Below are 26,468 nucleotides of genomic sequence, written 5' to 3'. Positions count from 1 at the left end.
TAAAGCGCAGTGATCAGGATCGATAATTAAACCGCTGTTCTCCGGGCAATGTCGATACGTGCTTCATTTTGCCGTGCCGGAAATCGCTGTAAAGCTCCCGGATCTCCGCCTGATTGTCTGAAATGAACGGGCCATAAGAAACAATCTGATCATGCTGAGGCTCACCTGCATACAGGATAAAGCGTGCCCCATTTTCTCCTGCTACCAGGTTCAATTCACTCGTTTCGCCCGCCGAATCTCTGCTTAACCAACCAATCTGATTGACTTCCAGCGCTTGCCGATCTTCTCCTACCAGTACTGTGCCTTCGATCACATATAAAAATGCATTGTATGAACGCGGCAACAGCTCTGTCATGGCGGTGCCTGGCTGGATCCGGATATCAGCCACTATAAGCGGAACATGATTCTTAACCGGCGAAGTCAAACCTGCGAAAGAACCGCTGTAAAGCACCGTTGTTACACCATTCCGCTGAGCTGCGGGCGCATGCTCAAATGCAAGATCCTGCACTCGTGGCGTTGTCCAACGTGCTGTTTTAGGCAGGTTCAACCACATTTGCAGCAAACGCATACGCGATTTACCTTCGATCGTTTCGGTATGAACAATGCCGCTTCCGGCCGTCATCACCTGAAAATCCCCCTGCTTCATTTTGTGGGCATCGTCACCGATTTCGCCTTCCAGCAGTAGTGAAACCGTTTCAAAACCGGCGTGAGGATGCGGTCCTCCAACGGGTGTATCGTCTTTTTTATCAAGAAAATCGTCCATTAGCAGTATGAACGGGTCGCTGTGTGCAAATTCGTCGTAAACAACTGCCCTTGCTGTATGATCAGCCCCCAGAAAACCCTGCTGGGCAGGCGGGGTTTTAATGCTTACGATTTTCCTGGCTTTGCCTTGATTTTCCATCATTTGTTTTCCTTTCAAGATTGATGAAACCATTGACGGTTCCATTGAGGTAAACAAAATCAACCTCCACTCTGTGCATCCCTGACCACTATACATTTTGTAAGCGCGTCGGTTTGATGCCAGAAAATGGAAGAGTGCAACCGTAAAAAACGAAGAATGAACAAATTCTTTTTGTTGACTTTTTGTTCTGATGAGTGACAAGGCCGTACAACGGAACCTGCGGAAACGGTCTCAACGTCTGTTTTATTACCAATGACACCATATTACACTTCATGATGCAATTCCATTCAGAACGTCTACGCTACGAAAAATTTACCCCCGATCATTTCGAAGACTATTTCCGGCTTGTTTCGAAGCAGGAAGTGATGCTGCACATTAGCGGCGCCGGCCTTGATCTCGAAGGCGCCCGGCGGAGATTTGAAATATCGCTTCGCGCCGACGGGCAGCAGGGCGATATGGGTTTTGTTGCGGTCTATGAACGAGCAAGTGATTCGTTCGTGGGCTTGGGGAAGATCGTTCCGTTTGAGGACGGTTTTACAGAAATCGGCTATGCCCTACTACCCGACTTCTGGGGCAAAGGCTATGCATCCGAAATCACCTGCAGGCTCATCACCTACGCACGTGAACGCGGGACCGTCGAATCTCTCGTTGCACTGGTAGCCCCCGAGAACCGGGCGTCCATCAATGTCCTTACCAAACAGCAGTTCCGGTTTTTCAGGGAAATCCCCGAAGGCGGTATTGTCCGGCACGATTACATCCTGGATCTGTAATCCCAGCGGTTCGCGTGATGTGGTTGTGCAGGATAGTGCGAAGCCTGTTATGGTGCTCCATGCTATAAGAAAAACGTCCAGCCGGGTTCAACACCTGGATACCTTGTGGGACTTCAGGTATTGGTTATCCATATCTTTTAGGCGGCATTGGAGATAATGTTATCTTTCGATGCAAGTTGGCAAATCAAATCGACGGCTAGGAGCGCGCTTTTCGACGCGTCACTCGAACTTACATGATCAAATTCTCCTTGTCGACCGATATTGTAAATGTTCCATTCGTTCAAAATCCGATGAAATTCCGTGACCTTCTTCCTATCAAAAGAACTATTGAAAATAGGGTAAGCATTCTTTGTGATCTGGCTTCCCAATAAAGTAGCATTCGCTAACGTCCCGCTCCATTTTGTATTTTGAAAAGTAGCGCGAAAATCCACATCTAATTGCGTCGCCAAGTCCGGATTTGATACTTCATGAACCGCCGGCATTGATTCAACCACAAAATAATAGCGATTTGAAGATACTCCTTTATGTCTATTGTAATAATTGGAATGAAAAGTAATCCTCTTCCACTTACCTTTGCGTGTAAAGTTAAAAAGAACAAAACATTCAGGAATTGGCTCTTCCGCTACTTCATAAAACAAACTACAAAGTGGCTGATAATCCAACCGAATATTGAATTCGATGCCAGTCATATGACTGGTTGCCTGCAACGGTTGACTTGATAATAGATAGTCATATTTCAATATCTCACCATTATCCAATTCAATGCTTCTTTCAGTATAATTAATTTTCACCACCCGGCTATTGCACCGTATTTCTCCACCTGCTGCTACAATTTCATCTCTGATATGCTCATAAATAACATTAAATCCAGACTCAGGCCTGGCCCAAACATCCTGCACAATTTTATAGTTAGTGAAATAGCTGACGTCAAACCGAAAAATATTCTCCAGAATATTTTTGCTTTTAAACTTCCCTATTACCCCGTACAAGCGCTTATATGCAAAATCGGTATGAATCTCCGTTGGTTCCATATAGAACAAGCGCTTGATATAGTTATCCAGGCCCGTCTTTCTGTAAAACGGCCCCATAAAGTGAAGCAACAATTCCTCAGCATTTCGGAATTCCGACTGTGGACGCGTCACTCGTTGCCACAACAATTTCAAAAAATCGATTAACGTATCTGCCCAGCCGTGATCATTCACATATCCTTTGAGTGTCAATGGGTATTGATCAACATGATAATAATCACTGAGAGACAAGTGCCTGGAACTTTCCGCATATACTAAATATTGCCTGACACCCGGAAAAAGCTTCAAAATCTGGTGATGATTCCAAAAAAAGAAAGCTCCAAGGTCGAAATGCAATCCATTAATCTCTATGTCTTTATGAAGCCCTCCTAAATTCATCGAAGATTCCAAAACAACCACCTGTTGAAAGCCGCTTTTTAATGCCTGTGCTGCGGCAGAACATCCAGAAGGTCCGCCTCCAATAATGACGATTTTTTTATCACTAAACATACTGATCAGACAGAGAAAGGTTGCAAAAATCCATCCATGAAAAGCATAAGTAACCCGGATCAATATATAATATTTAATAATCAATGCCATACAATTGATACGATTATTAAATGAATTCCCTCTGGCCGAATCGAAAAGCAATACTGTACCAGATTCAGGACATTTTGTCACAAAAGAATATTTACCTGGAAACGGACCGGAGATTCATTCAATCCTCTGGCACAATTATAGCTCAGTCATTTAACACCCCAGCAGGGGCAGAAAAAATGGGCAAACAAATGACCGACCTACAAAACTTCACACACCAAACCATTATCGTTGCCGGGGCAACGGGGCACCTCGGAACGTTAATAGTGAAAGAACTCATCGCCCGGCATGCGCATGTGAAGGCGCTCGTGCGGAGAGATACGCCTCTTGCCAAAACCGAGCCGCTGGAAAAGGCTGGCACTGCGGTGGTGCGAGTAGATTATGATAATATAGTCGCACTTTCCGAAGTTTTCAGGAATGCACATTGCATTGTATCTGCCCTGTCTGGCTTGCGGGATGTAATTGTGGAAGCCCAATCGACGTTGCTCAAAGCAGCGTTGAATGCGGGCGTGCCGCGGTTTATACCTTCTGATTACTGCATCGATTTCAACAAACTCCCCGATGGTTTCAACCGAAATCTCGATCTGCGTCGCGAATTTTCCCTGATCCTGAACAAAACACCGATCCACGCGACATCCATTCTCAACGGTATGTTTACGGATTTGCTCAAAGGTCAGGCTCCATTAATCCAACCCGCTTTAAAGCGCGTGATTTACTGGGGCGATACTGATCAGCCCATGGATTTTACGACGATGGCCAACACGGCTGCATTCACCGCTGCCGCTGCACTCGATACGCAGGCTCCGCGTTTTTTACGCATTGCAGGGGAGGTAGCGACGATACGGAATATTCAGCAAACCGCCAGTCGGGCTTTTGGAAAGGAATTTGGCTTGCTGAGAGTTGGCGGACTGGGGTTATTAGAAACGATGATCAAAATCCTGCACACGCTCATGCCCGGGCGGGATGAAGTGTTTCCGCCCTGGCAAGGCATGCAATATCTTCATAATATGCTGAGTGGACTTCCCAGACTCGATCCGCTTGATAATGACCGGTATCCTGGCTTGAAATGGACTAAGATCAGCGAAATCATCGGATAAGTATTTATTGAGGAATTCCTTTACCAAAGTCGCCGTGAGTTCCGATTGCGGCTTCCTGCTTTGGCAGTATAGATTTCTCCGGGCAATGCACGTTGGAGGTCGTGGCTTTCATGACCCCTGAACCGCTTTTCTGCCTTCCAGATAGGCCGCCAACTTCTCTACATTCTGCTTCAAGCCTTCGGCAGCATTGTGCGCTTTCACAATGGCAATCAATTGTTCCGCTGATTCGAACAGCATATGCCATTTCAGGAACGTCTCCTCTCCCTGAGCTTCGAATTCGATCGTAGTTTGAAAATTCGGATTAAAATGCTGGTATACGATCTTTTCAAAAGGAATAACTTCTTTAAAAACGGATCTGTTAGGATAATTTCTGCCGTCGGGACCATGCATGACCAGCTCCCACACGCCTCCCGGCACGAGGTCCATGGTCTTAATGGTATTACTAAAACCATCCGGCCCCCACCATTTGGCAATGTGTTCCGGCTGAGTCCAGACTTCCCACACCAGCTCAATTGGGGCATTCAGTTTACGGGTAATGGTCAGTTCGCGATCGTGCGTGCTGCTTTTTTCATTTTCCATACCTTTCCTTTTTTAGTTGTTCCAAATATGTTTCCAGTGAATCCAGCTTACTTTCCCAATGTTTCCTGTATTGTTCCACCCAAACCGACACCTCGTTGAGCTTATCGAGCCGCGCTTCACAAATATGATCCCTACCCTCTTTGCGAATGAATATTAAACCACAGTCTGTCAGTATTTTAACATGGAGGGATATTGCCTGTCGCGTCACATCGAAATGCTCGGCGATCGCGTTAACATTCTGGGGCTGGGTGGCGAGCATCCCGATAATCGCCCGGCGGGTGGGATCGGCAATGGCCTGGTATACATCTCTTCGCGCTCTCATAACATGCAAGTGTTTGCTTGCAAATATATATGCAAGTATTCACTTGCTCAATTTTCCCGCGCTATTTTTTGACAAGGCATCAGTATTGTTACAAATTGGCGCACTCCCCCCCTGTGAATGTCCTTTTTAGGGAGCATGCATGAAGCGATAACCCTCTACTTTTGCATCAGTCAACAATCTTTAAACCATATTATCCACCTTCTAATCTTTTAGCTATGCCTAAGATCAATCCTTACCTCAACTTCGACGGAACTGCGGAAGAGGCTTTCACTTTCTACAAATCTGTATTTGGCGGCGAATTTCAGGGCGTTCACAAAATGGACGGCACACCGGGGGCAGAAAATTTGCCCGAAAACGAAAAAAACCGTGTGATGCACATTGCGCTGCCGATCGGCAATGGGGATTTGCTGATGGCTTCTGACATCATGCCTTCCATGGGACATACGCTCGATGTGGGCAACAATAACTACATCTCGATATTCACCGACAGCCGCGAGCAGGCCGATCAATACTTCAATGGACTTTCAGCAGGCGGTAGCATTGAAATGCCGATGGAAGATCAGTTCTGGGGTGATTATTTCGGCGCATTTAAAGACAAGTACGGCGTTCACTGGATGATCAACTTCCCTGCGCAGCAAGGCGCATAATGTACAGTTGTAATACTGAAAAGCCGGTCCCTGAACGGGAACCGGCTTTTTTTGAGATCCCCGATACCTGGTTGATCTCTTTCCGTTTAACGCCGCTGCGCAAACATCCAGTCCATCAAACCCTTCTCTTCCTGCACATTCTCCCAAATATTGTGACCTGCGAACTCATATTCGGTGTATTTCGGCTTGCCTCCCGCTTTGCGAATCGCCTCGATCATATCCCTTGAATGCGCGACAGGTGCCAGGTTGTCTCTGGCACCGTGAAATGCCCAGATCGGCATATCAATCAGCCTTGGCGCGTACTTCGGGTCGCCACCGCCACAAATGGGCACGGCTGCCGCAAAAAGCTCCGGATGGGCGCTGATGAAATGCCAGGAACCATAACCTCCGCCGGAAATGCCCATGACATAGATCCGCTTACCATCGATCGGCAGATTGCGCCGTAGCTCCCGGATCGTTCTGAAAACCAGAGAATCAACGCTCGGACTCCCGTGCATGCCGCTAAACCCTATTCCCTCGGGACTCTGCGGCATAAAAATAAATGCCGGGTACTTCTTTCTGTTTTCCGGCTCCATCAGGAATGGCGCGGGATCGGCCGATAACTGATGAATATTGTCTGTCCCGTGCGCGCCCCCATGGTGCAGGCACACGATAAGCGGATATTGTTTTGTTGAATCGTATTCGAGCGGTTTTAAAAGACGATAGCGTAATGTATCACCTGCCGGGTCGGTAAAAGCAAGTGCTTGTACCAGTGTCGATTGGTAGAGTTCCGCGGTAGAAGGCTTATAACGGCGACCACGACTGATCGCCTCCACTGAAAAATTGAACCCAAGGAACAGCAATCCGATGAATGCCGCTAGTTTCAAAAGGGCCGGCAACGTTTTCGCGGGTGCAGCGATCGCAAATCGCTTGTTTTCAAGCTTGAAATGAATCAGGAAGCTAATGGGCACAATCACTTCGCAAAGTGCGCACCACCGGCTGATCCGCTCGATCACCAGCTTTGTACCACCGTCTCCCGAATCAAAATAAAGATAAAAAACACCGTCTGTAAAAGCGGAAAAAGTACCATCAGAATGCCGCTCAATCTCAGCCATCTCTTTTCCCTGGCATTGGTGAACAACAAACTGAGTCCGAAAAGCGCCGTTGTCGCAAACATGCAATAGGAAATTGCCTGATAATACTGCTGAAATTGCACCCGTATTTCCACATTTAAAATCATGGCATATTGAAGCGTCGCCGGTAGGAACAAAATCAGGCAGGTTATCGCCGCGACGCGGTAACCATGATGGAAGAAGTACCGGATCATTGCGCCATACGTCACTATTACCAGCGCAATGAAAAGCCACGACCACGGATAGAACGATCCCATGGTCAAAACTTTAGACCCAATCCCCAATAGCGCAATGGATTGGATCAGCGACGCTATGGTCAGGATCGACAGAAAGAAAATAATGAAGGAATAAAAATCCTTACTGAGCGGCCTGGTATTCATACGTGAAAGCGTTTGGTAAGGATTAATTATCCGTATTCTAATAAAGAAAACCTTTCTATGTAATTCATTTCTCCTTACACGACCGGCAGCTGGTTCATTTAAATGGTTATTCGTTTTTTATAAACAAATCACAATTTAACAATATCAATGCAACAACTTTGGTATTTATCATTGTAATTCCGGTTACAGCTCTTGTAATGCAAATCCATTGTTCCCAACCGTCAGCAGCCATGAAAAACTCCCTTTTCAAAGTCCTCTCATTTATTATTATTCCCTGTCATTTTTTATCTCCGCCAGCTAATGCACAGGCCCCCTCAGCCGAATCGTCACTCGAATGTCTTAATAACTTTTCCAGATACACCTCCGTCGATCTGAATGCTGAGTCCGCATTGTTTTGTTTGCGAAAAATATCAACAGACAAACTGGCGGCTACCCGGCTGCCAAGCCTCATCCACGACGGATTCGTTCAGGGCATTGCCGATCGGGGTTTTCCTGTGGATATCGATAGTGCTAAAGTTAATTCATTTCGCCGTATCCAGTCATTTGGCAAGCGGCTGATGGCCACCATCATGGCCGATACCAATCAGATTCTCAAACAGGTTGTCAACCCGATGTACTTATTTTCGAACATCAGTGATGCCGCGGATAATCAAATGAAACTGACCAGTCTTACCGACCGATTTATCCGGGAGGAGTTATCGGATCCGGATATTTATTCCAATCGTGCCGGCCGCTATGCGTTGATGATTTATCCGATAATCAATTCTAAACCTGAATTAAAACCCTTGGCCGGAAAACTTCTGGAAAAAGTGAATGCATACCTCGAAAACGGGCAGGTTACCACTTCGGAAAAAACCACAAAGGACGAACTGGAACGGCGTGCATGGTACCGGTATCTCTATGCATACCTACAAGGTACCGGGCTACCCTACAAAACTGCTCATAACCCCCGGCGGAAAATATCTTCTGGTTCCCTCCGGTCGTGATTGGATCAGCTTTGTAACGCATTATGCCGATCTCTAAGGCATCACACCTATCATTTGCCGGCCAGTTTTTTCGCCTGGGCTTCCAGGATCAGTTGCAGGTCGGCGCTGGCATCCGTTACGTGCGCATAGGAACCCATTCCCAGTTCACTGAGCTTTTTCAACTTCTGCCCGGTGTGCTCATTACGCCCGAACGTGAAGACACTCAGGTAAATGTCCTGGCGGGCGTTTTGCCGGATCATGTCCGTTACTTCTTCGCTGATTGGAAATTCCCCGTCGGTAGCAAGTACAATACGGTTGTTACCGGCGCGGATGTATTGTTTGTTCGCAGTTTTATAAGCCAGTTTAATGCCTTCATTGCCGTCAGTATCGCCATCAGACTTCAAAAGGTCGATCATGCGGGAAATGTCGGTCGCCTTGGAACCGGAGGTCGGTTTCAGTACAACCCGCGCCTTGCCGGAATACAGCACAATCGAAATCATATCCTCCGGTCGCACGAGCGTCAGCAGCGATTTAATGGAGCGTTTCAGCAAGGGTAGCTTGTAGGGAGAATTCATAGAGGACGAAACATCCAGCAGGAGTACCATGTTATTGGCAGCAAAACCATCTAGCGAGCGGGTAACATTTTGCAGTTGCGCATTTCGATCCACATACACCGTATCCACACGTACGCGCTCCACGTACACGGTATCACGCGTCACCTGTGTGATAGCAGCCTCGTTGCTGGTCGGTTTAGCAGCCTGCCCCGTATTCTGCTTCGGACTTTCGGTACCGGCCCCGGTTTGGGTAGAAACCGGTTCTGTGGTCTGGGCCTTAGGTTCGTTGCGTGTAGTCAGCGGCGGACCTGAAACTTTTTGAGGAGCTGTGCGGCGGAATGCAAAAACATCAGGCTGATTGATAGTCTTTAATAGCCCGGCCTTCGAAAGTTCAATGAAGTTGTTGTGCTGATAAACCAGTTCGTTGTTGTAGAAATAGTAGAACGATTCATAAGGATGGGCCGCGAAACCGGATCTCTCCGGTTTGTATTCCCGTATTTTCTCCGCGAAACGGGTCGCATTGGCGCCCAGGTCCTCGTAGGGCGTGTACGGGCAAAGTCCGTTGTTGCGACCATAACGCTGCAAACCTTTCATGTTCTTGTACTCGTCGGCGATCAGCTGGCGGGCGTCGGTTTCCAGTTGAGTAGTTTCAGGCAGTTTGAGAGCCTCCCCTTTGAGATAATCCCGAACGCCAAAAAGCGCCCGGTGCCCGTTATTCATGCTTTTCTGCATGGCAGTTCCTGCAATGTACCAGGAAGCCATGGGAGTCGCGTTGGGATAACTTTCGTGAATGCGGCGCACGTCTTCATAGAGTTGTTCTTTCTTTTTATCCAGTAAATCAAAAAGCAGTACATACCGGTCCAGGATTGTGTCGGAGCGTTTGAGCTGATCTTGCAGATACCGCTTTTCACGGGTATACCGGATCAGTTCAATGCTGAGCCCATCCATTTCCTGCAAAATATTCATCAGAATTTCCGCTTGCCCGGTTACCGATTTTCGGTAGGGTTCCGGAATCGCAGAACTGGCGCTCAGCAACAATGCATATTCCGAAGAAGGCACCTTGAAGTCTTCATGCGTATAGCTCAGATTGGCTCGCTTCTGGGCTTTTGCCGGATCACGATAATATTCCGCCGAACTCTGGTAACCCCGCAGGATCATTTGCAGCAAATGCATTTGCCGGAGCGACTGATTGATCCAGTCTACATACTGATTCAAAGTACCGATTGTGGCTGCACCAGCGGGTGCCGTAGCTTTTTTTACATTCAAAGGGGTAAAAGACTTATCCTGAAAGGGGGTTGTTTGCTTATCCGCGGCGGCTACATCCCGCTTTGGTTCCGGAGTCAGCGCGGGACTGAATTCCGGGTAGTTGAGAAGACGGCGTCTCGGAACGCTATATCCCACAAACGATTTGAACATCGCCAGCATATCCTGATTGAACTGCTTCAAAAGCGACATATACACCTCATTACCATGCCGCGATGACTGCTGCGCGGCAAAGGTATGGTCATCCAGTGCGCTGCGTTTAATGTCCTGCATCGAAACCAACGCGGATTTGAAACTGCCCACCATATCCGAAGCCGGGTATTCCAGTTGGGTATGCGTATTGCCGATCGTAGCCAGTGCCTTTTCATCGTCGAGCATGCTTTGCCGCACCAGCGCAACCGGCCATTCCGAGTGTGTTTCCTCATTGAGATAGTAGGGTAAAGCTTCCAGTAATCGCTGCTGTGCCGCGATTACTTCGCCCATCGCTTTTTCCGTTACCAGGTAAGGATCATTCGCCGTATAAGGCTGGTATTTTTGATAAATCTGCCGGATTTGCGTGTAAAACGCCGTCTTATCGTGGGCGAAGCGTTCGAAGAGCGACTGCATTTCATCCAGCAAAGCCTCCGATTTTTTCAGTTGGTCACGTTCGTAATCTTTAAGCCGCACATAGGTTTCCAGCGCCTTGCAGGTTTCGTCCAGTCTGTTGAGCACTTTCCAGACATTCTCAGCGCCCGCATGGAGTTGTTGTTTTTCCGAAGCGTTGAGTCCTGCCGCTGCCTGCGCCTTTTTGTAATAATATTCCTCCAAAGGTCCTGATGAGGGTAGCCGCAACCCATATTCCGACCTTTTACTATACCTCCCCACTTCTTCCTGATAGCTCCTCAGCATTTCAAACCGCCTGATCACCAGTTCGGATGATTCGCTCAGAAACGCCACGTAATGGTTAAGCGATGCCTGCGGCAGCTCCTTCTGGGCCGCTACCGGATTGACAATGAATGCAAAAAGAATGATCAGGATGGAGATTCGCCTCATGCGTAAACTACTGAAAGAATGTGTGTTATCGAATGTGCGAAGGTCGGAATTTTAGCCGAAATATGACAGCACACACACTTCCGTAAAATAAGTCATTCGCAAACGACTGGCTCCCCCTCCATCTTTCGCTCAAAAAAACTCAGCGACTTTTCAAACGGATAAACGGGAGGGCGACTTCGGGTGCAGATAGGTCGAAAGCTCCATAACATCCACTTTCAGTATCCGGCTTTTGAAAAGATCAGCCTTGTATTTGAAAATGAAGTTGCGCAGCGACATTCCCGTTTGGTTCATGACGCAGAGGTTGGCAACTTCCTCGGAAATGTTGAAATGCATCAGCAGTTCGGGGATCCTGACGCTCCTGTTGGCGTGAAGCTCGTTGCGCAGGTACTCGATAATCGTTCCTGCCAGATGCTGACGGCTCGTCTTTTCCTCGACTTTCTTACTTTCGAAGTTGTTTCGGGCCAGAATGGTGACGATCAGATCGATGCTGCCGCGAATGAGCTTATTATGGGAAACAGGTTGCTGGGTTACCTCGAAAAGGATCTGGTTGATCAGGTAAACGATCGTTTGTGCATCGCGTTCGTGTTGCAGTGGCCTGCCCTGCGTAAGTCTCAGGCTGTCACAAATGTGTTCGGCCTGCTTGTAAGTATCGGCAAAATCGGGGCTGAATGCTTTTTTCTGCTGAAAATCGTCTGCCAGCCAGGTATCGAAAGCGATCATGAAGATCTCGCTGTCCGGGTCCTCCTGAAATATCGGATGCTGATGCGGACGAAGAAAAATGACGCCCTGCCTGGCGTAATCGTACAGCCTGCCGTCGAGGCTGAACTGGCCCTCTCCGGACCTGATGAAGATCATGCGATAGTGGTTGCTCAGTTCCCGGCCGGATTCCCAGATTCGGGTTTTGCATTGCACTAAATGGTATTTCTTGTGGGCATTGAATTGAATAGGACTCATATCACAAACCGCCTGCTGTTCGTCCCAAGTTGGCAAAACGCCATTTTGAACAAAAATACAAATCGCGGAACGCCTGTTTTTGATCCCCGAACAAGCCTTTCTTGATGCAGAAGTAAACGCCCGGTTATTTGCCCAGCCAGTTTTTAAACTCACTCATCCGCTCCGAGCTCACAAAAGCTTCCTGCACGGCAGCAGGGTTCAGCTCTATTTTCAGCTTTCCGGCCGATATGGTATGCATTTCGCGGATAGCCCGAAGGGAGATCAGCATATTGCGGTTGATGCGAAAAAACGCCGCGGGATCGAGCATTTGCGAGAGCTTTTCGAGACTGTACTCTACCGCAAAATGCCGGCCGTCGAACAATCTCAGGAATGTGGCCCTTTCCTCAATCGTGAAATAGGCGATTTCGGATGTATGGAATGTAAAAACCCGCGGACCCGCTGTCACCAGAAAGCGGTCCTTGTATTTTTCGGTTGCATTAACGGTATGGCCAACCTCGCGCCCGTGATCAGTCCCGGAATTTATTTTCCTGAATTTGTTCAATGACGCCTGCAACTCCAGTGGATTAACAGGTTTCAGCAGATAGTCGATGCTGTATGCCCTGAATGCCCGGAGCATATAGTCGTCGAATGCGGTAGTGAAAATGATCGGGATCATCAGGTTCTGGCTCTCGATGATCCGGAACCCGTTGTCGTCTTCGAGGTGTATGTCAAGAAAAATCAGGTCCGGCTGGATGTTCGAATCGCTCTGAAGATAAGTGATGGTTTCAAAAACAGACGGGATCGTAGCCAGTACTTTGATCGTCGGATCAATGCCCCGGAGCAGGTTCTGCAGGCGTTCCGCACTCAGTTCCTCGTCTTCGACAATTAGCACATTCATGACAACAAAGGGATTTTAACTGTAAAATGACCACCCTTCTGATCAATTATCACATCTTTATCCTGCAACAATTTATACCTGTTTACAATGTTCTTCAAACCCAGACGCGTCGTAGGCTGATCCTGTTGCCGCAATTGCAGCGGATTGGTGACGATCAACATCGGTCCAGCAATAGAAATACTGATGACCAGCGGATTAGCAAGCGACATCGTGTTATGCTTCACGGCGTTCTCGACAAGCAGCTGTAAAGTCAATGGGATCACCGAATAGCGTTCGAGGTCACTCAGGGGCAGCACGGCTTCGAGCACCACCTTTTCTTTAAAGCGCGTTCGCAGCAGATACATGTAGGTATCCAGAAATTTCATTTCTTCCTTCAGGCTGATCTTATCCAATTCGGATTGTTCCAGAATGTATCGATAGGCTGCCGACAGTTCCTGAATAAATTCTCCGGACTGCTCCGGCCGCGACTCCACCAGCGACGACAGTACGCTCAGGTTATTGAACAGGAAATGCGGGCTCACCTGATTTTTCAATGCCAGAAAACGGGCGCGCATATTCTCTTTTTCCAGTCTCTCCGAATCCAGGAGCAGCTTTTTCATTTTTTCCTGCACCTGATTGCTCACGCAAAGATAATAGGCGGCTATGAGCGCCAGGATAGTTAATGCCTGACCGGCACGCCACCTGGTATGGATAGCAGCCCTGAAATACGGATCCGACAATACCGGTCGTGGCAGCGGATTCCAGAATTGGCTCATCAATCCCCAGGTCCGGATCAGGAGCATGTGAAAAACGAAGGCCATCAGTACCGCTGGTATCAACGTGATGAGCTGGTTCCGGATACTGAATGCAGGGGATTTGTCCGCCCCGGTCATCGTGGCCCGCTTTCGCAGCATCCAGTCGACGAGGTAAATCCAGGTGGTGTAAAAAATCGTACTGATAACGATTTCCATGAAGAACAGCGGCAAATTACCGGGAATAGTATACCAGTATTCTCTCGGAACGTTTATATAGGTACGTAAGGGAATATAAACCAGCGCAAGGGCGAAACCCAGCAGCCATTTTTGCCCGAAAAGATAAGGCCGCATAGTCAAACGATGAGTTGGAGGGGTAAAAATAAGGCAATTTGGTGAAAAATTATCAGTATTTTGGCGCACCGAAACCAATACTCACATTTAAACCAAACCCTAATGAAGCGCATTTCCCTTGCTATATCGCTGTCCCTGCTGTTATTATCCAACGCATTTGCACAATCCCTCAATACCCTCACCGCAGCGGAGAAAAAGGAAGGTTGGAAGCTGCTTTTCGACGGAAAAGATCTGAAAGGGTGGCACGCCTACAATGGCAAAAGTGTGGGCTCGGCATGGATGGTCGAGCAGGGCGCTATCAAGCTGAATGTACCCGAAAGAGCCGGCAACAAAGCTAAAAACGGCGGAGATATCGTCATCGATGAGGCTATTAGCGGTGATTTTGAATTTAAGGCCGAGTGGAAAGTGAGCAAATATGCCAACAGCGGCATTTTCTTCTTTGTCCAGGAATCCGAAAAAAATAAGAACATGCACGATACCGGGCTGGAACTGCAGGTAATCGACGATAAAATTTACGAGGGAGCCAAAGAAAATACCCATCGCGCCAGTGACTTTTTTGGTGTCGCGAATGCACGCCTCCGCGAAGGTAACCCCCAGGGAGAATGGAATAAGATCCATTTCATCGTAAAGAAAGGCAAGCTTACGGTTTATCAAAATGAATTCATCGTACAGGAGCACGACCTCAACGGCTCGGACTGGAAGCAGCGTATTGCCAATAGCGGTCTCAAAGCCGCCCCTATTTCCAAAGGTAACTATGGTGGGCGTATTGGTTTGCAGGATTGGGGCAGCACCGTCTGGTACCGGAACATCAAACTGAGAAAGTTGTAGCCGAATGTCGCATTGTCCCCCTTCGTTTGTCTTGTTATCACCCGCGGGGTTTGTTCCCGGGAAGCTACTTTTGCCTTAGAACACTGATACAACCACCTTAATTACAAAACAGTATGGAAAAGGCTGCATTACACCCCTACCTGATGTTTGAAGGCGATTGCCGCGAGGCGATGGCATTTTACAAGGATATTTTCGGCGGCGAGCTGAATATGATGACATTCGGCCAGGTCGACGGCAGTTGCCCCGATGCCCTCCGCGACAAGATCATGCACGCGTCGCTGATGGGCGGCGAAATCGAATTCATGGGTAGCGACACTCCCCGGCCCGGGCCACTGGGTTCGGATAAAATCCAGCTCTCGCTCAGTGGCTTCAACGAAGCTGATCTCCGTAAGAAATTCGAACAGCTTAGTACCGGCGGCACCATTACCGTCCCCATGGAAAAGCAAATGTGGGGCGACATTTTCGGCGCATTCAAGGACAAATTCGGCGTCGACTGGATGATTGACGTCCGCGCGCAGTAGTATTCAGGTGTAGCGGGTGCGGTGTTTTATAGCCGCACCTCACATTCAAATTCAATCCCCTTTGAGAAACCGCTCCTGCAGGAACCAGCGTACGCAGGACGAATCCGGATCTGTTCTTTTCACAAAGCTGAAATACATGTCCGAGCCACAGTCATACCCGCCAACATAGGTGATGCCGATTTTGGGATACTTGCTGAGCAATGAGTCGGGCAGAGTAAGTTGGTTGGATGGCGTACTCACGTAGTAAGGGACGAACGTTTGGGCGCCTGATGTGTCTCTCAGCGGGGCAATGACCCATTCTAAGGCTTGCGATGAAGGCGTATCGGCCGTTAAGGTCAGGCCTTTGGCGCCGTCGTAACATGCCGGTGCCACCTTAACCTGCTCGACTTTTACACAGTCGGAACGCCTATCTATCTCCTTTTTGGAACAGGCCAATGAGATCACGATCAGGGCCAGGATTTTTTTCATAGTTTTTCAATCGTTTTAAATGCCGACACCAGGAGCGGAACCGGAGTTGTAACCCTGGTCGACTTATTTAATAAAGCTGTAAAAGCAATGATCTAATGCTTCTGACTGGCAAGATTATCTTATAATGCTTATTTTAAACTTGACTTCCGTGTCGTCTGAAATTTTGGGAATAACCACATAGAAATAACGCTCTGCGGCAATCGGTAAATTCCCTTCACGCAATTGGACAGGATATAAAACGATCTTCTTCGCGCAGTCGCTGCTCACTTCCTGATCCAATACAATACTCGCGGTGGCACACTAGGTCCTTCCTGCCAACACGGTTTGAGACTTGAAATGACATCATCCCCAATATTTTATCGCTTCGTTGCAATAATCTTAACGTTTCGTTTTCCTTTGATAAGCCCCGGCTCTCATAAAAAAGTGTTGCATTCCAGCGATCGGTTTGTTATTTTTGAAACCTATTTTTTGATACCATAAATATCAAAATATAACTCAAACGTTCCTTATGCCACTTCCGGTCCTGAAAAACGGCATGTTCGACAGGCTGCAAAACGACATTCTTGCTTTGCAGGGATTGAGTGTGCCAACTGGTGCACGAAAGGTGGATTTCGGCCTGGGAGTGATGGATAATGCTTTTCCAAACCAAACATTCCCCACCACCGCGGTGCATGAATTTATTAGTACCAATGCGGAAAATGCCGCCTCTACCACCGGCTTTATGGCCGGACTCCTGGGCAAACTGATCGGTGAATATGGGATCTGTCTCTGGATCGGCATCAAGCCATTCATTTTTCCCGCTGCGCTAAAGATCTTTGGCATTGAGCCTCACCGGGTCATTTTCATCGATCTTGCGAAAGAACAGGATGTGATCTGGGCGATGGAAGAGGCTTTGAAATGCGACTCGCTCGCAGCGGTAGTGGGCGAACTTCGGGACATTACCTTCACTGAATCGCGGAGATTACAACTGGCGGTGGAGCAAAGTCGTGTCACCGGATTTCTGCACCGCAACAAACCGCGCAGCATTCATTCGCTCACATGCGTCTCGCGCTGGCGCGTTGCGCCCGTAGCCAGTGAACTGGATCCCGGAATGCCCGGGGTCGGACATCCCCGCTGGCATGTGCAGCTGGAAAAAATACGTAACGGCGAACCCGGCGAATGGGAGGTGGAATGGCTGAGCGGACGGTTTGTATTCCCTGCAAAACCGGTAGAAGTGTTAACCGAAGAGCCATTGCAGGAAAGAGATTGGCTGCAACGGGCGTAATCCAACTGTCTCAATCCGGACGTTTTTGTGCAAAAAGCCAGTCCAAAAAGCCAGGTGTAACGTAAACCTCTCTTGCAATAGCATGCCCTGCGGTGGCAAATTCGGTATAACGCGGATTACCCCCTGCTTCGCGGATCGCCTGCACCATCTCCCTCGATTTTCCGACCGGAACAAATGGGTCCTGAGCCCCATGAAAGGCCCACACAGCTCTGTTCGCTATATTTCCTGCCAGGTTTTTGTCGCCTGAGCCGCACACGGGAACCGCAGCCGCGAACAATTCGGGATGGTTGCCAATAAAATGCCACGAACCATAGCCCCCACCGGATTCACCCAGTACATACCGCCTCCGGGTATCCACGTTCCATTCCTTTTCTAACGCCCCGATTAATTCTATTATGGATAAATCAATCTCCCTACTCCACCAGGCCATTTGATTAGGGCATTGTGGGACGAGCAGAATAGCAGGATAATTTATCCGGTTATTGTAATCAGACAAAAAAGGTGCATAAGACCCTTCAACCTGAACCACATTATCATTCCCATGTGCCCCGCCGTGGTGCAAACATAATACCAACGGGTATTTCCTGCCGGGGTCATAATTCACAGGCTTGAAAAGCCGGTATAGTAAAGTGTCCCCTTCACTATTGACAAACGACCGGCGCTCAAAACGTGATGCTATGGCTTCCGCCCGCTGTGATATCACCTGCGGACGGGGCGGGATAAAACGTTCTGTATTCAATTTCCATCCCAGGAATACCGTCAGTACCAACAGGATGATACTTACTCCCGATAATACTGCGAATAGTTTCTTTCCCGACTTCACGGGAACTTCATCCGGAGTCTTTTTCCATTCACGGACCAAATCCAGAATGTAAAACCAAGGCACAAAAGCCGAAATCCAGCCAAGCCCAAAATTGATGCGTTCGAGTATAAATTTCCCTTGGTAACCGGCAAAATTCAAAAACAAGAATAACACGACCAGCTGGACCGATCCGATCACGGACAATGCCATTCCAGCATACTTTAACCAACGGCGTTCCCGGCTTTTTGAAATCCACAAGCTCAATCCCAGCAAAAAACTAACCCCAAATATGGCCCCGGCGGACACAAAGTACCAACCTTCCAGCTTGCTACCAGTCAAAATGCCGACAACAATGCATTCCAAAACGACATTCGTAAATACATATAACCAGCTTGCGAGGAATGCAAGCGAGTATCCCCGACTCCGATAATATTGCTGCAATGCCAGCAGGCCTGTTACCCGCACCACTGCACCCAAAATAAAAGACGGCAGGTAAGACGGTAAAAGATAGATCTTATTCCCGGCTTCATACTCAACAATCATGAGGACAACGTCCTGCAAGAAGGTTAGTGCAAGGAAAGAGATGGTAAAATAATAAAACTTTTTACTCATGGGTTCGTGGTTATGGCTGAGGAGGCCAAGCTATGCAATTATCGTTTTTGCATAATCAACAAGGCTGTTAAAATAAGTTAACCCTGGTATGTAATTGTTTTAATAAACTTTACTCCCGCTCTTTGTCACCACTTATCCTTGCTGGCCGGCATTTATCCAGAAGCAGTTTATGAAATGAGGCCTGAATGGCTATATTGCCACGAATGCTTCGTCTGTCATAATTTTAATACCTGCTTCGATGAAAAAAATCTTTCCTCTTCTCACCATTGCTTTCGCCTTAATCCAAAATATCCCAAACCTGATGGCGCAATCCGCTGTGCCGGTGGCCAAAGTCGATTCGCTTTTTGCGGAATGGAACAAGCCGGGAATGCCCGGGGCGGCTGTCGGGGTCGTACATAAAGGCAAATTGGTTTATGCCAAAGGTTTTGGTGAAGCCGATTTGGAAACTGGTGCGAAAATCGGCCCGGAAACGATCTTTCACGTAGCCTCTGTTTCCAAACAGTTCACTGCCTATGCGATTGTGCTTTTAGCACAGGAAGGCAAGCTTTCTCTCGACGACGATGTCCGCAAACATTTGCCGGAAGTACCTGATTTTGGCAAAACCATTACCATCCGTCATCTGATCCACCATACGAGCGGCCTCCGCGACCAATGGAACCTGCTCGCCATGGCGGGCTGGCAGCTCGACGACGTCATCACCAAACAGCACGTCCTGAACCTGGTAACCCGGCAAAGGGATCTGAACTTCGAGCCCGGATCTGCATTCACCTATTGTAATACGGGTTATACCCTCCTTGCCGAAATCGCCAGCCGCATTACCCAGCAGCCTTTCGCCTACTGGATGCAGCGCAATGTGTTCAAACAGCTGGGCATGACCAATACCCAATTCTATGACAATCAGGAAGGTATCGTTAAGGGCCGTGCCTACTCCTTCCACCGTACACCCGGCACAATGGGGCCTACCATGTTCAGCAAAAGCATTCTGAGCTATGGTAATGTAGGTGCGACCAGTCTTTTTACGACCATCAACGACATGGCAAAATGGGTCGACAATTTCCGCTCGCCCCAGGCCCAGGCAGTTATGAAACAAATGCTGGAACGAGGCAGGATCACCAAAGGCGATACACTTCCGTATGCTTTTGGCTTAATGCATGGCAAATACAAAGGTCTGGCCTATTATGGCCACGATGGTGCCGACGCAGGTTTTCGGTCTTCGTTGCTTTACTTTCCGAAAGAAGACTATGGTTTCATCGTTTTGAGCAATCAAGCCGAATTCATCTCCCCCAAAAAGAACCTGGAAGTAGCGGATATCTATCTGAAATCATTCATAAAGGACGATAAGCCTGCTTTCAAACCGGCAACCGTATCCACCGGAGAATTTAAATTCGACTCTACGCTTTTCCGCCCGTATGCGGGCTCCTATTCGCTCTCGGAAATGCCTTCGTTCATCCTGAAATTCACGCGCAACGATTCCCGCTATTATGTACAGGCAAGCGGACAGCCTCCGTTCGAGCTGTTTCCTTCCTCAGATTCCACTTTCTTTCTCAAAGTAGTCGAGGCCTCCGTTGTTTTCCACAAATCAAAAGACGGTAAAACCGAGCGGATCACCTGGAAACAGAATGGGGACCATCCGGCGACCCGCGTGAAAGCAGAGGAAGCTGCGGCCATTCCCCCGGCCCAGTTTGTGGGACAATATTACAGTCCGGAGTTGGAAACCATTTATACCATTGCCCTGAAAGACAATGCGCTCAAACTCCGGCATGTCCATCACGGTGAAGTAGATCTGAGCGTTACCGGGAAAGACAGGTTGTCGGCTCCGTGGTGGTTTGTGCAGAATATCGATATCGTACGCGATGGATCGGGAGCGGTATCGGGTATAAAAATGTCAAATGGCAGGGTTGTAAACCTATGGTTTAAACGGTTGCCGGATGATTTTGCAAAGTAATATCACTCGACATACTTCGCCCACTTATCCGAAATCTGCCCGATACCGGCCTCATTATCCGTCCTGATACCCGGCGCGGATGTTCCTGAATCCAAAGCTTACTACAATCGAACCGCGTGGCGGTTCGATTGTAACTTCATGTACTTCACCATCCAGAAACCGGCTGATATCCACTTCCACGATGTTAGCCCCTCTCTCGCGATAAAATTCGTGGATTTCCAGCTTGTCGCGATACAATAATTACAAGTCTTGTCCCTGGATCATATAATCCGTGAAATAGTTCTTGCGTTCGTCACAGATTTTCATAAATATCACAATAAAACAAACAATCACTATCAGTTACAAAACTCTCTAAAAACAAATGCTCCGGCATTCTTAACGAACGATCTGTCGCTTAAAAAACTTCCAGGACTCTTCAAAAACATCCATATCCGTCAGAAACTCATGCCGTCCGTTGACCACTTTCAATAGCGTAACTTCCGGTTTCCCTTTCTGTTGAAATGTATATTTTTCGACGGTAATATTATTGGAGGGATCTGCATCGGGCACCATCGATTTGACGGGCTCGCCCGTGTAGCCATCGAGTTTGGCCCAGTACCGGAACGACTCGTCCGTAGAGCGGACAGTTCCCAATGTAACACCCGGCGTGTTGACCGCACCGCCATGATACGGGTTCGTCTGATCGGCTGTCCCGTTGGTGATCATGACCGGAATTTTAACGCCCGAGGCGGGGCAGTCCATGTTTTCAGTCGTCGGCAGGTTAGCGACCACGGCAGATACCGCCTTGATTTTTCCGGGCATGGTCAATGCGAGCTTGTAGGCCATATGCCCGCCGCCGGAGAAGCCGGTGGCGAAAACGTGGTCCTTATTAATTTTGTATTTGGAGTCGAAAAGTTTGATTAATGCTTCGAAAAAAACCTCTTCGTTCAAGTTCTCGACATTGGCTACGGCCGTCGAAGCCTTCCGGCATTCATTCCAGTACTTCTTGTAGCCCCCGGGATAAACCACCACGATGTTTTCCTTTTCCGCTATCGATTCCAGTTTCGCCCCTCTTCGGGCAAAACCCATCGGCTCCCCGCCGGACCCGTGCATCACAAACACGAGACTAGCCCCTGGCTTCACTTTCAAAGATGGGTTATAGGCAAAGGTACGGTAGCGCCCCTCGATTTGCAGAGAATCAAGAACGTGCTGGGCATTGCCGGTTATGGCATAAAATAAGAAGAGCGAAAAAAACAATCGTTTGAGCATTGGAAACAGGTTTGTGGCTAAGCAATGCGGCAAATTACATTAAAAAGCGCTTTGACCTACCACCGATACCCGGTTGATTCAGATTCTGCTTTCAAACATCCAGATATGCCCAAACGGATCCATTACATCTCCCTGGCGGTATCCGTAATCGTAATCCTGCGCTGGCGACAGCACCTTGGCACCCGCCGCGACCATGCTGCTCATGAATGCGTCGACGTCATCCACAAATAACCCGATCGTCACAGTCGTCCCCTGATGGCGCGCCGGGCCGAATGCCGGTGAATTCCTCCCTTCTTCATGCAAATGAAAAACCGTGCCATTGATCGACAATTCCGAGACGTGAATTGTACCGTCGTCATTACTAAAACGCCTCAATTCAACGGCACCCAAGCCCAGAATATAAAAATCGACATCCCTCACTCCGTTCGGGATCCATAGTTGCGGCGCAAAGACTGGTAATCGGTCCATGAGAGATTCGTGGCTAAGTGAAAATCCGTGGATGCAATTTAGCGAAACCTGAGCAAACAATTCAGAATCAATGCCATTAGTGAAGTACCGAACCGGATACCGCGAAAGCGGAAAGTTTTACCTTTTCAGCATTTTGTCAATAACCCGCAAAATGGTTTCCCTGTTTTTTGCGGCCTTGATAAATTGCGGAAGCTTTTCGACCATCGTGGTTCTGTTGGGAACCTGTCGCTCCCGAAGCTTTGCTGTGACATAATTCCTGATTTCCAGCAGATGCTCCTTGTTATTCGCCCATAAAGTATCCCCTTTGACATTAGCCTGAAACCACAACGGCAAATTGAAAACCGGGTCGGCGAGCTTGTAGGTACCCGGATATTTCAAGCGAACGACCGTATGCCCGGGCTTGTAAACCTGCACGTCGTCACAATGCGGACAGGAGTATTTCAATCCGGCCAATTTCTCTTTATTGTTGGGAATATTGATTTGAATAGCCTCACCACAATTTCTGCATGCCTGATTTACCGTTGCGGTGTAGCGGATACGCTCATCGGCCATTTCCCGGTAATTACAATTCGGACAGATCAGCTTATCCTGACTCGTATCCACCGATTGGCGGGTCATTACCAATGCCGCACCGGCGCATTTCGGGCATTCGACCTGAAATTCGTTCAAATAATGATAGCGCGTTGTAGGCGGTCCTATGTATCGGTCTCCTTTTTCCTCCATATCCGGCACGTTACTTCTTAATTGTAATTTCAGGAATGATCACTTTTGCAACCTCGCTGATCCATGTTTTTCGCTCTGCTTTTAGTTTGACGAGGAATGCGTTGATGTCTTTTCCATAGGCTCGATTACTGAGCGCGAACAGGACAATGCCCTTTTGCCCGGATTTGGCAGTAACTGCCCTGAATCTATATACGTCGTGTTCGTAAATGCTTTTTTGCTCGTCCGCCGCAGTCTGCCCCAGCAGGCAATCCACGATTTTTTCACCGGTCGCCGGATTCGATATCACTTCATAATTGACGTCCAATGTCTTTTTCATCTGATCCAGCTCGCGGAGCTTCGTACGAACGGCGTCATCAACCGTAACAGCGCCTACAACGAAATCGATCGTAATCATGGATTTGTAATTCGGAAACCCATCGCCGGCAGTGATGTACTCCTGCTTATAAAGTGAAGGATCGGGATGGGATGACCAGATGAGCTGGTAGCTCTTCTTTTGCAATGTCAACGGGCCCGAAATTCCCAGGTAATTGATAGCAGGTTTGTTCTGCCCGTAGCTCTGTACCGAACCAAGCAATAAAGCCATTAAACCGGTAGTAATAAGCTGAATAGTCATGTGCGGGAAGTATTGATGATGGATAATTTAAAACAGACGTCGGAACGGCCCGACCCGCTTCACGCGAATCGAGCCGCAAACGTAGGTTGATATATCCCCAAATACAACGAACCAGCCCCGGCGAATGATTTAGAGGTCGCCTTGCCGGTGTAATTTGATTAAACGGCTTAGCATCAATACCTTTCAGCCCTGTACTTTGGCCAGGTAGGCATCCAGTTGCCCAAAGGTACCGGCATATCCCTGGTTCATGCTTTCGTTGAGTTTGATAAACGTTTCCTCCTGTTCGGCCGTCGCGTTAAGAGGTTCCGCATAGAGTGTCTGGGTTGTAACACCATTGGTTTCACTTAATGTAATCCGGTTATAAACTTCCAGCGGAAAATCGAACGGGAATGGCGAGGTAATGATATTTCCTTCGCTATCCGTAAAAGAGCTCAGGAATTCGATCGAATCCGGGCTTTTAATGATCTGGTAACGAAACATGGCCCACATGATCATACCATTGTTATCCAGTTTATAGAGCGTCCGGCCCCCTTCCCTGAAATCGAAATGTTTCACTGTCAGCTGTGACCCCGCGGGGCCCCACCATTCTGCAAAAGCTTCTTCGGAGGCGTAGGCATTAAATACAAGCGCCTGAGGCGCCTTGAACTGACGGACGATTTTCAATTCTGCTTTTTTAGTGGTCTGGTTTTCCATGTTATTGATTAGTTTGATTGTTGCTGTTGTTGTTTTGAATCCGGCTCAGGTAATGATCCAGTGAGTCAAATTGCGTATTCCAGAACTGCCTGTACTGATCGACCCAATTGGAAACCTCACTGAGCATTTCCAGCTTTGCTTCGCAATAGCGCTCCCTTCCCTCCTGCCGCACCACCACCATACCGCACTCCATCAAAATTTTGATATGTTGTGAAACGGCGGGCCTGCTGATCGAAAAATTATCGGCAATCGCATTCAAATTCATCGATTGATAGGCGATCAGGTTGATGATCTGCCTTCTGGTAGGATCAGCAATGGCTTGAAAAACATCTCTTCTTGCTTCAATGGACATATATGTAAGTGTTTGCTTACGCAATATTATATGTAAGCATTTACTTACGCAAATTTTTCGGTAAAATTTTTACTGGGAAGCTGAAATTCAGGAGAATGACAAAGAAAACATTCATTCTAAAGTGTGTTAAAATGATTTTATGTATTGAAATAAAATAATGCAAAAAGCGCGCATCTGTCAAAACAAATTGATATTATTGTAACCATTTTAAAGATATTAAAAGTATCAGTCTTAATTTAACATATTAATAAACAGATTGCTGCCTAATGCACACTGTCCATGTCCAGCCGCTTTGTTTCCATATGGCTTCCTCATCTGAGCACTGATCAGCAGGTACTTACCCAACCGGCTTTACGGGGGATGGCGTTTATCCTCGCAAAACCCGTTCATGGACGCATGGTGGTGCAGGCTATAAGCAAGGAAGCAGAGGATGTGGGCATTGAAAAAGGGATGGCCGTAGCAGATGCACGAGCCATTTTCCCGTCACTGCTGGTGCTGGATCATTTGCCCGAACTAGCGGAAAAAGCCCTCAACGAGCTTGCCGAATGGTGTATCCGTTACACACCCAGCGTATCCATCGATTCGTCGGAAGGACTAATCCTGGACGCAACCGGCTGCGCGTACCTGTGGGGAGGCGAACGCGAGTACATGCGTGCGATCGTGACACGCCTGCGCGATTCGGGTTACCACATTCGGGCCGCCATGGCTGACACCATCGGAACAGCCTGGGCGCATGCACATTATGGCAGGCCTGTCAGCATCATCAGGCAGGGCGATACCATGAATGCATTACATCCTCTCCCGCCCGCTGCATTGCGCCTGGAACCTGATATGCTGGACAAAATGCAAAAGCTGGGCTTCTATCAGATCCAAAATTTCATTCATATGCCCGCACGGGTATTGCGAAGGCGTTTTGGTAAGGAACTGATCCACCGTATGGAGCAGGCGCTGGGTCAGGTGCAGGAATTTATCGAAACCATTCAGCCGGTGGTCCCTTACCAGGAACGCCTCCCTTGCCTGGAACCTATCGTCACGGCGACAGGCATTGAAATCGCTTTGCAAAAACTCCTGGAAAACCTCTGTGCCCGATTAGATAAGGAAGGCAAAGGACTCCGAAGCGCCGTGCTGAAGTGTTTCCGCGTTGACGGACAAATCCAGCAAATCGACATTGTAACCAACCGCGCCTCACGGCATGTCACCCATTTGTTCAGGCTGTTTGAACTGAAAATTAAAACCATTGCCCCCGGTTTCGGCATCGAGCTGTTTGTACTGGAAGCACCTGAAGTGGAAGACATTACCATTACCCAGGAGACGATTTGGGACCCGACGTGCGGGTTTGAAAATGCTTCCATTACCGAGCTACTCGATACGATCACCGGGAGAGTCGGGCAGGGAATCATCCAAAGGTATCTGCCCGACGAACACCATTGGCCGGAGCGATCGGTTAAAAAAGTGGCTTCATTACATGAAAAACCCCACATCCCCTGGCGAACCGACCGCCCCAGGCCTGTTTACCTGCTTCGGAAGCCGGAAATTATAGAGGTGACCGCCCCTGTTCCGGATTATCCGCCTTCGTCGTTCCGCTATAAAGGGAAAGTTCACTATATAGGAAAAGCAGACGGCCCCGAGCGCATCGAGCAGGAATGGTGGCTGGAACAGGGACTTTTCAGGGATTACTATTACGTAGAGGACAAAGAGGGTGCCCGCTACTGGCTTTTCCGGCTAGGGCCGTATAGTGAAACCAATGAAGAAAAGACCGAATGGTTTATCCATGGGTTCTTTGCCTGAG

The 26,468-nt window shown here is 48.3% G+C and carries 28 protein-coding genes; 9 read left to right on the top strand and 19 right to left on the bottom strand.

What is annotated here, in order from left to right:
- Positions 1-13 precede the first annotated feature (13 nt).
- Positions 14-934, bottom strand: coding sequence for a pirin family protein (locus tag BP71_RS22920; protein ID WP_496383570.1), 921 nt, complete (start codon positions 932-934; stop codon positions 14-16).
- 239 nt (positions 935-1,173) lie between these two features.
- On the opposite strand from BP71_RS22920, the gene BP71_RS22915 reads away from it, so the two are divergent.
- A complete protein-coding gene (locus BP71_RS22915; protein ID WP_496383568.1) occupies positions 1,174-1,671 on the top strand; it encodes a GNAT family N-acetyltransferase in 498 nt (165 codons plus the stop codon).
- Positions 1,672-1,808: 137 nt separating this feature from the next.
- On the opposite strand, the gene BP71_RS22910 is transcribed toward BP71_RS22915, so the two are convergent.
- Positions 1,809-3,278, bottom strand: coding sequence for an NAD(P)-binding protein (locus tag BP71_RS22910; RefSeq protein ID WP_496383566.1), 1,470 nt, complete (start codon positions 3,276-3,278; stop codon positions 1,809-1,811).
- 188 nt (positions 3,279-3,466) lie between these two features.
- On the opposite strand from BP71_RS22910, the gene BP71_RS22905 reads away from it, so the two are divergent.
- Positions 3,467-4,372 (top strand): NmrA family NAD(P)-binding protein, encoded by a 906-nt coding sequence (locus BP71_RS22905; protein WP_496383564.1) that lies wholly within the window; start codon positions 3,467-3,469, stop codon positions 4,370-4,372.
- Positions 4,373-4,480: 108 nt separating this feature from the next.
- On the opposite strand, the gene BP71_RS22900 is transcribed toward BP71_RS22905, so the two are convergent.
- Positions 4,481-4,951, bottom strand: a complete 471-nt coding sequence (locus BP71_RS22900; RefSeq protein WP_496383562.1) for an SRPBCC family protein — start codon at positions 4,949-4,951, stop codon at positions 4,481-4,483.
- Positions 4,941-5,273 carry an ArsR/SmtB family transcription factor gene (locus BP71_RS22895; protein WP_496383560.1) on the bottom strand — a complete coding sequence of 111 codons (333 nt, stop codon included), beginning with the start codon at positions 5,271-5,273 and terminating at the stop codon, positions 4,941-4,943. Before BP71_RS22895 ends, BP71_RS22900 begins: the two co-directional genes overlap by 11 nt.
- A 215-nt stretch (positions 5,274-5,488) precedes the next feature.
- Here BP71_RS22895 and BP71_RS22890 point away from each other — a divergent pair, with 215 nt between their 5' ends.
- Positions 5,489-5,920, top strand: a complete 432-nt coding sequence (locus BP71_RS22890; RefSeq protein WP_496383558.1) for a VOC family protein — start codon at positions 5,489-5,491, stop codon at positions 5,918-5,920.
- A gap of 86 nt (positions 5,921-6,006) precedes the next feature.
- Here the strand turns inward: BP71_RS22890 and BP71_RS22885 are convergent, their stop codons facing one another.
- Together BP71_RS22885 and BP71_RS22880 are read right to left on the bottom strand one after the other, a co-directional pair.
- Complete coding sequence (locus BP71_RS22885; protein ID WP_496383556.1) at positions 6,007-7,014, bottom strand: carboxylesterase family protein; 1,008 nt, start codon at positions 7,012-7,014, stop codon at positions 6,007-6,009.
- The gene (locus BP71_RS22880; protein WP_496383554.1) at positions 6,912-7,412 is read right to left on the bottom strand and encodes a hypothetical protein; all 501 of its coding nucleotides are present in this window, start codon (positions 7,410-7,412) and stop codon (positions 6,912-6,914) included. Before BP71_RS22880 ends, BP71_RS22885 begins: the two co-directional genes overlap by 103 nt.
- A gap of 230 nt (positions 7,413-7,642) precedes the next feature.
- Here BP71_RS22880 and BP71_RS22875 point away from each other — a divergent pair, with 230 nt between their 5' ends.
- On the top strand, positions 7,643-8,398 hold the full coding sequence (locus tag BP71_RS22875; protein ID WP_496383552.1) for a hypothetical protein: 756 nt from the start codon (positions 7,643-7,645) through the stop codon (positions 8,396-8,398).
- A 50-nt stretch (positions 8,399-8,448) separates the two neighbouring features.
- Here BP71_RS22875 and BP71_RS22870 read toward each other — a convergent pair whose 3' ends face one another.
- The 4 genes from BP71_RS22870 to BP71_RS22855 all read right to left on the bottom strand — a co-directional run bounded on the left by BP71_RS22870 (position 8,449) and on the right by BP71_RS22855 (position 14,142).
- Entirely contained in the window at positions 8,449-11,226 is a 2,778-nt protein-coding gene (locus BP71_RS22870) for a VWA domain-containing protein (protein ID WP_496383550.1), read from the bottom strand.
- A gap of 150 nt (positions 11,227-11,376) precedes the next feature.
- Positions 11,377-12,081, bottom strand: coding sequence for a hypothetical protein (locus tag BP71_RS22865; RefSeq protein ID WP_496383548.1), 705 nt, complete (start codon positions 12,079-12,081; stop codon positions 11,377-11,379).
- 223 nt (positions 12,082-12,304) lie between these two features.
- The gene (locus BP71_RS22860; protein WP_496383546.1) at positions 12,305-13,057 is read right to left on the bottom strand and encodes a LytR/AlgR family response regulator transcription factor; all 753 of its coding nucleotides are present in this window, start codon (positions 13,055-13,057) and stop codon (positions 12,305-12,307) included.
- Positions 13,054-14,142 carry a sensor histidine kinase gene (locus BP71_RS22855; protein WP_496383544.1) on the bottom strand — a complete coding sequence of 363 codons (1,089 nt, stop codon included), beginning with the start codon at positions 14,140-14,142 and terminating at the stop codon, positions 13,054-13,056. The genes BP71_RS22860 and BP71_RS22855 overlap by 4 nt, the downstream gene beginning before the upstream one ends.
- A gap of 102 nt (positions 14,143-14,244) precedes the next feature.
- On the opposite strand from BP71_RS22855, the gene BP71_RS22850 reads away from it, so the two are divergent.
- Together BP71_RS22850 and BP71_RS22845 are read left to right on the top strand one after the other, a co-directional pair.
- A complete protein-coding gene (locus tag BP71_RS22850) occupies positions 14,245-14,970 on the top strand; it encodes a 3-keto-disaccharide hydrolase (protein ID WP_496383542.1) in 726 nt (241 codons plus the stop codon).
- A 113-nt stretch (positions 14,971-15,083) separates the two neighbouring features.
- Entirely contained in the window at positions 15,084-15,491 is a 408-nt protein-coding gene (locus BP71_RS22845) for a VOC family protein (RefSeq protein WP_496383540.1), read from the top strand.
- A 51-nt stretch (positions 15,492-15,542) separates the two neighbouring features.
- Here BP71_RS22845 and BP71_RS22840 read toward each other — a convergent pair whose 3' ends face one another.
- Entirely contained in the window at positions 15,543-15,959 is a 417-nt protein-coding gene (locus BP71_RS22840; RefSeq protein ID WP_496383538.1) for a hypothetical protein, read from the bottom strand.
- 508 nt (positions 15,960-16,467) lie between these two features.
- Between BP71_RS22840 and BP71_RS22835 the strand changes: the two genes are divergently transcribed.
- Positions 16,468-17,223 (top strand): ImuA family protein, encoded by a 756-nt coding sequence (locus BP71_RS22835; protein WP_496383537.1) that lies wholly within the window; start codon positions 16,468-16,470, stop codon positions 17,221-17,223.
- Positions 17,224-17,233: 10 nt separating this feature from the next.
- On the opposite strand, the gene BP71_RS22830 is transcribed toward BP71_RS22835, so the two are convergent.
- Positions 17,234-18,637: a hypothetical protein gene (locus BP71_RS22830; RefSeq protein WP_496383535.1), complete on the bottom strand. Its 1,404-nt coding sequence runs from the start codon at positions 18,635-18,637 to the stop codon at positions 17,234-17,236.
- 238 nt (positions 18,638-18,875) lie between these two features.
- Between BP71_RS22830 and BP71_RS22825 the strand changes: the two genes are divergently transcribed.
- Complete coding sequence (locus BP71_RS22825) at positions 18,876-20,582, top strand: serine hydrolase domain-containing protein (protein WP_496383533.1); 1,707 nt, start codon at positions 18,876-18,878, stop codon at positions 20,580-20,582.
- Between the two features lie 54 nt (positions 20,583-20,636).
- Here the strand turns inward: BP71_RS22825 and BP71_RS22820 are convergent, their stop codons facing one another.
- The 7 genes from BP71_RS22820 to BP71_RS22790 all read right to left on the bottom strand — a co-directional run bounded on the left by BP71_RS22820 (position 20,637) and on the right by BP71_RS22790 (position 24,679).
- The gene (locus tag BP71_RS22820; protein ID WP_496383531.1) at positions 20,637-20,819 is read right to left on the bottom strand and encodes a hypothetical protein; all 183 of its coding nucleotides are present in this window, start codon (positions 20,817-20,819) and stop codon (positions 20,637-20,639) included.
- A 138-nt stretch (positions 20,820-20,957) separates the two neighbouring features.
- The gene (locus BP71_RS22815) at positions 20,958-21,830 is read right to left on the bottom strand and encodes a CE1 family esterase (RefSeq protein ID WP_496383529.1); all 873 of its coding nucleotides are present in this window, start codon (positions 21,828-21,830) and stop codon (positions 20,958-20,960) included.
- Positions 21,831-21,908: 78 nt separating this feature from the next.
- The gene (locus BP71_RS22810; protein WP_496383527.1) at positions 21,909-22,298 is read right to left on the bottom strand and encodes a VOC family protein; all 390 of its coding nucleotides are present in this window, start codon (positions 22,296-22,298) and stop codon (positions 21,909-21,911) included.
- Positions 22,299-22,415: 117 nt separating this feature from the next.
- Positions 22,416-23,021 (bottom strand): hypothetical protein, encoded by a 606-nt coding sequence (locus BP71_RS22805; RefSeq protein ID WP_496383525.1) that lies wholly within the window; start codon positions 23,019-23,021, stop codon positions 22,416-22,418.
- A 10-nt stretch (positions 23,022-23,031) separates the two neighbouring features.
- Positions 23,032-23,634 carry an HI_0983 family protein gene (locus BP71_RS22800; protein WP_496383523.1) on the bottom strand — a complete coding sequence of 201 codons (603 nt, stop codon included), beginning with the start codon at positions 23,632-23,634 and terminating at the stop codon, positions 23,032-23,034.
- 183 nt (positions 23,635-23,817) lie between these two features.
- On the bottom strand, positions 23,818-24,327 hold the full coding sequence (locus BP71_RS22795) for an SRPBCC family protein (RefSeq protein ID WP_496383521.1): 510 nt from the start codon (positions 24,325-24,327) through the stop codon (positions 23,818-23,820).
- 1 nt (position 24,328) lies between these two features.
- Positions 24,329-24,679, bottom strand: a complete 351-nt coding sequence (locus BP71_RS22790; RefSeq protein WP_496383519.1) for an ArsR/SmtB family transcription factor — start codon at positions 24,677-24,679, stop codon at positions 24,329-24,331.
- Positions 24,680-24,958: 279 nt separating this feature from the next.
- On the opposite strand from BP71_RS22790, the gene BP71_RS22785 reads away from it, so the two are divergent.
- Positions 24,959-26,467, top strand: a complete 1,509-nt coding sequence (locus BP71_RS22785; RefSeq protein WP_496383517.1) for a Y-family DNA polymerase — start codon at positions 24,959-24,961, stop codon at positions 26,465-26,467.
- The last annotated feature ends 1 nt before the right edge of the window (position 26,468 follow it).

Source organism: Dyadobacter ginsengisoli DSM 21015 (assembly GCF_059568735.1).
Note: the sequence above shows the minus strand (reverse complement) of the source record. Positions and strands in the feature narration are given on the sequence as shown.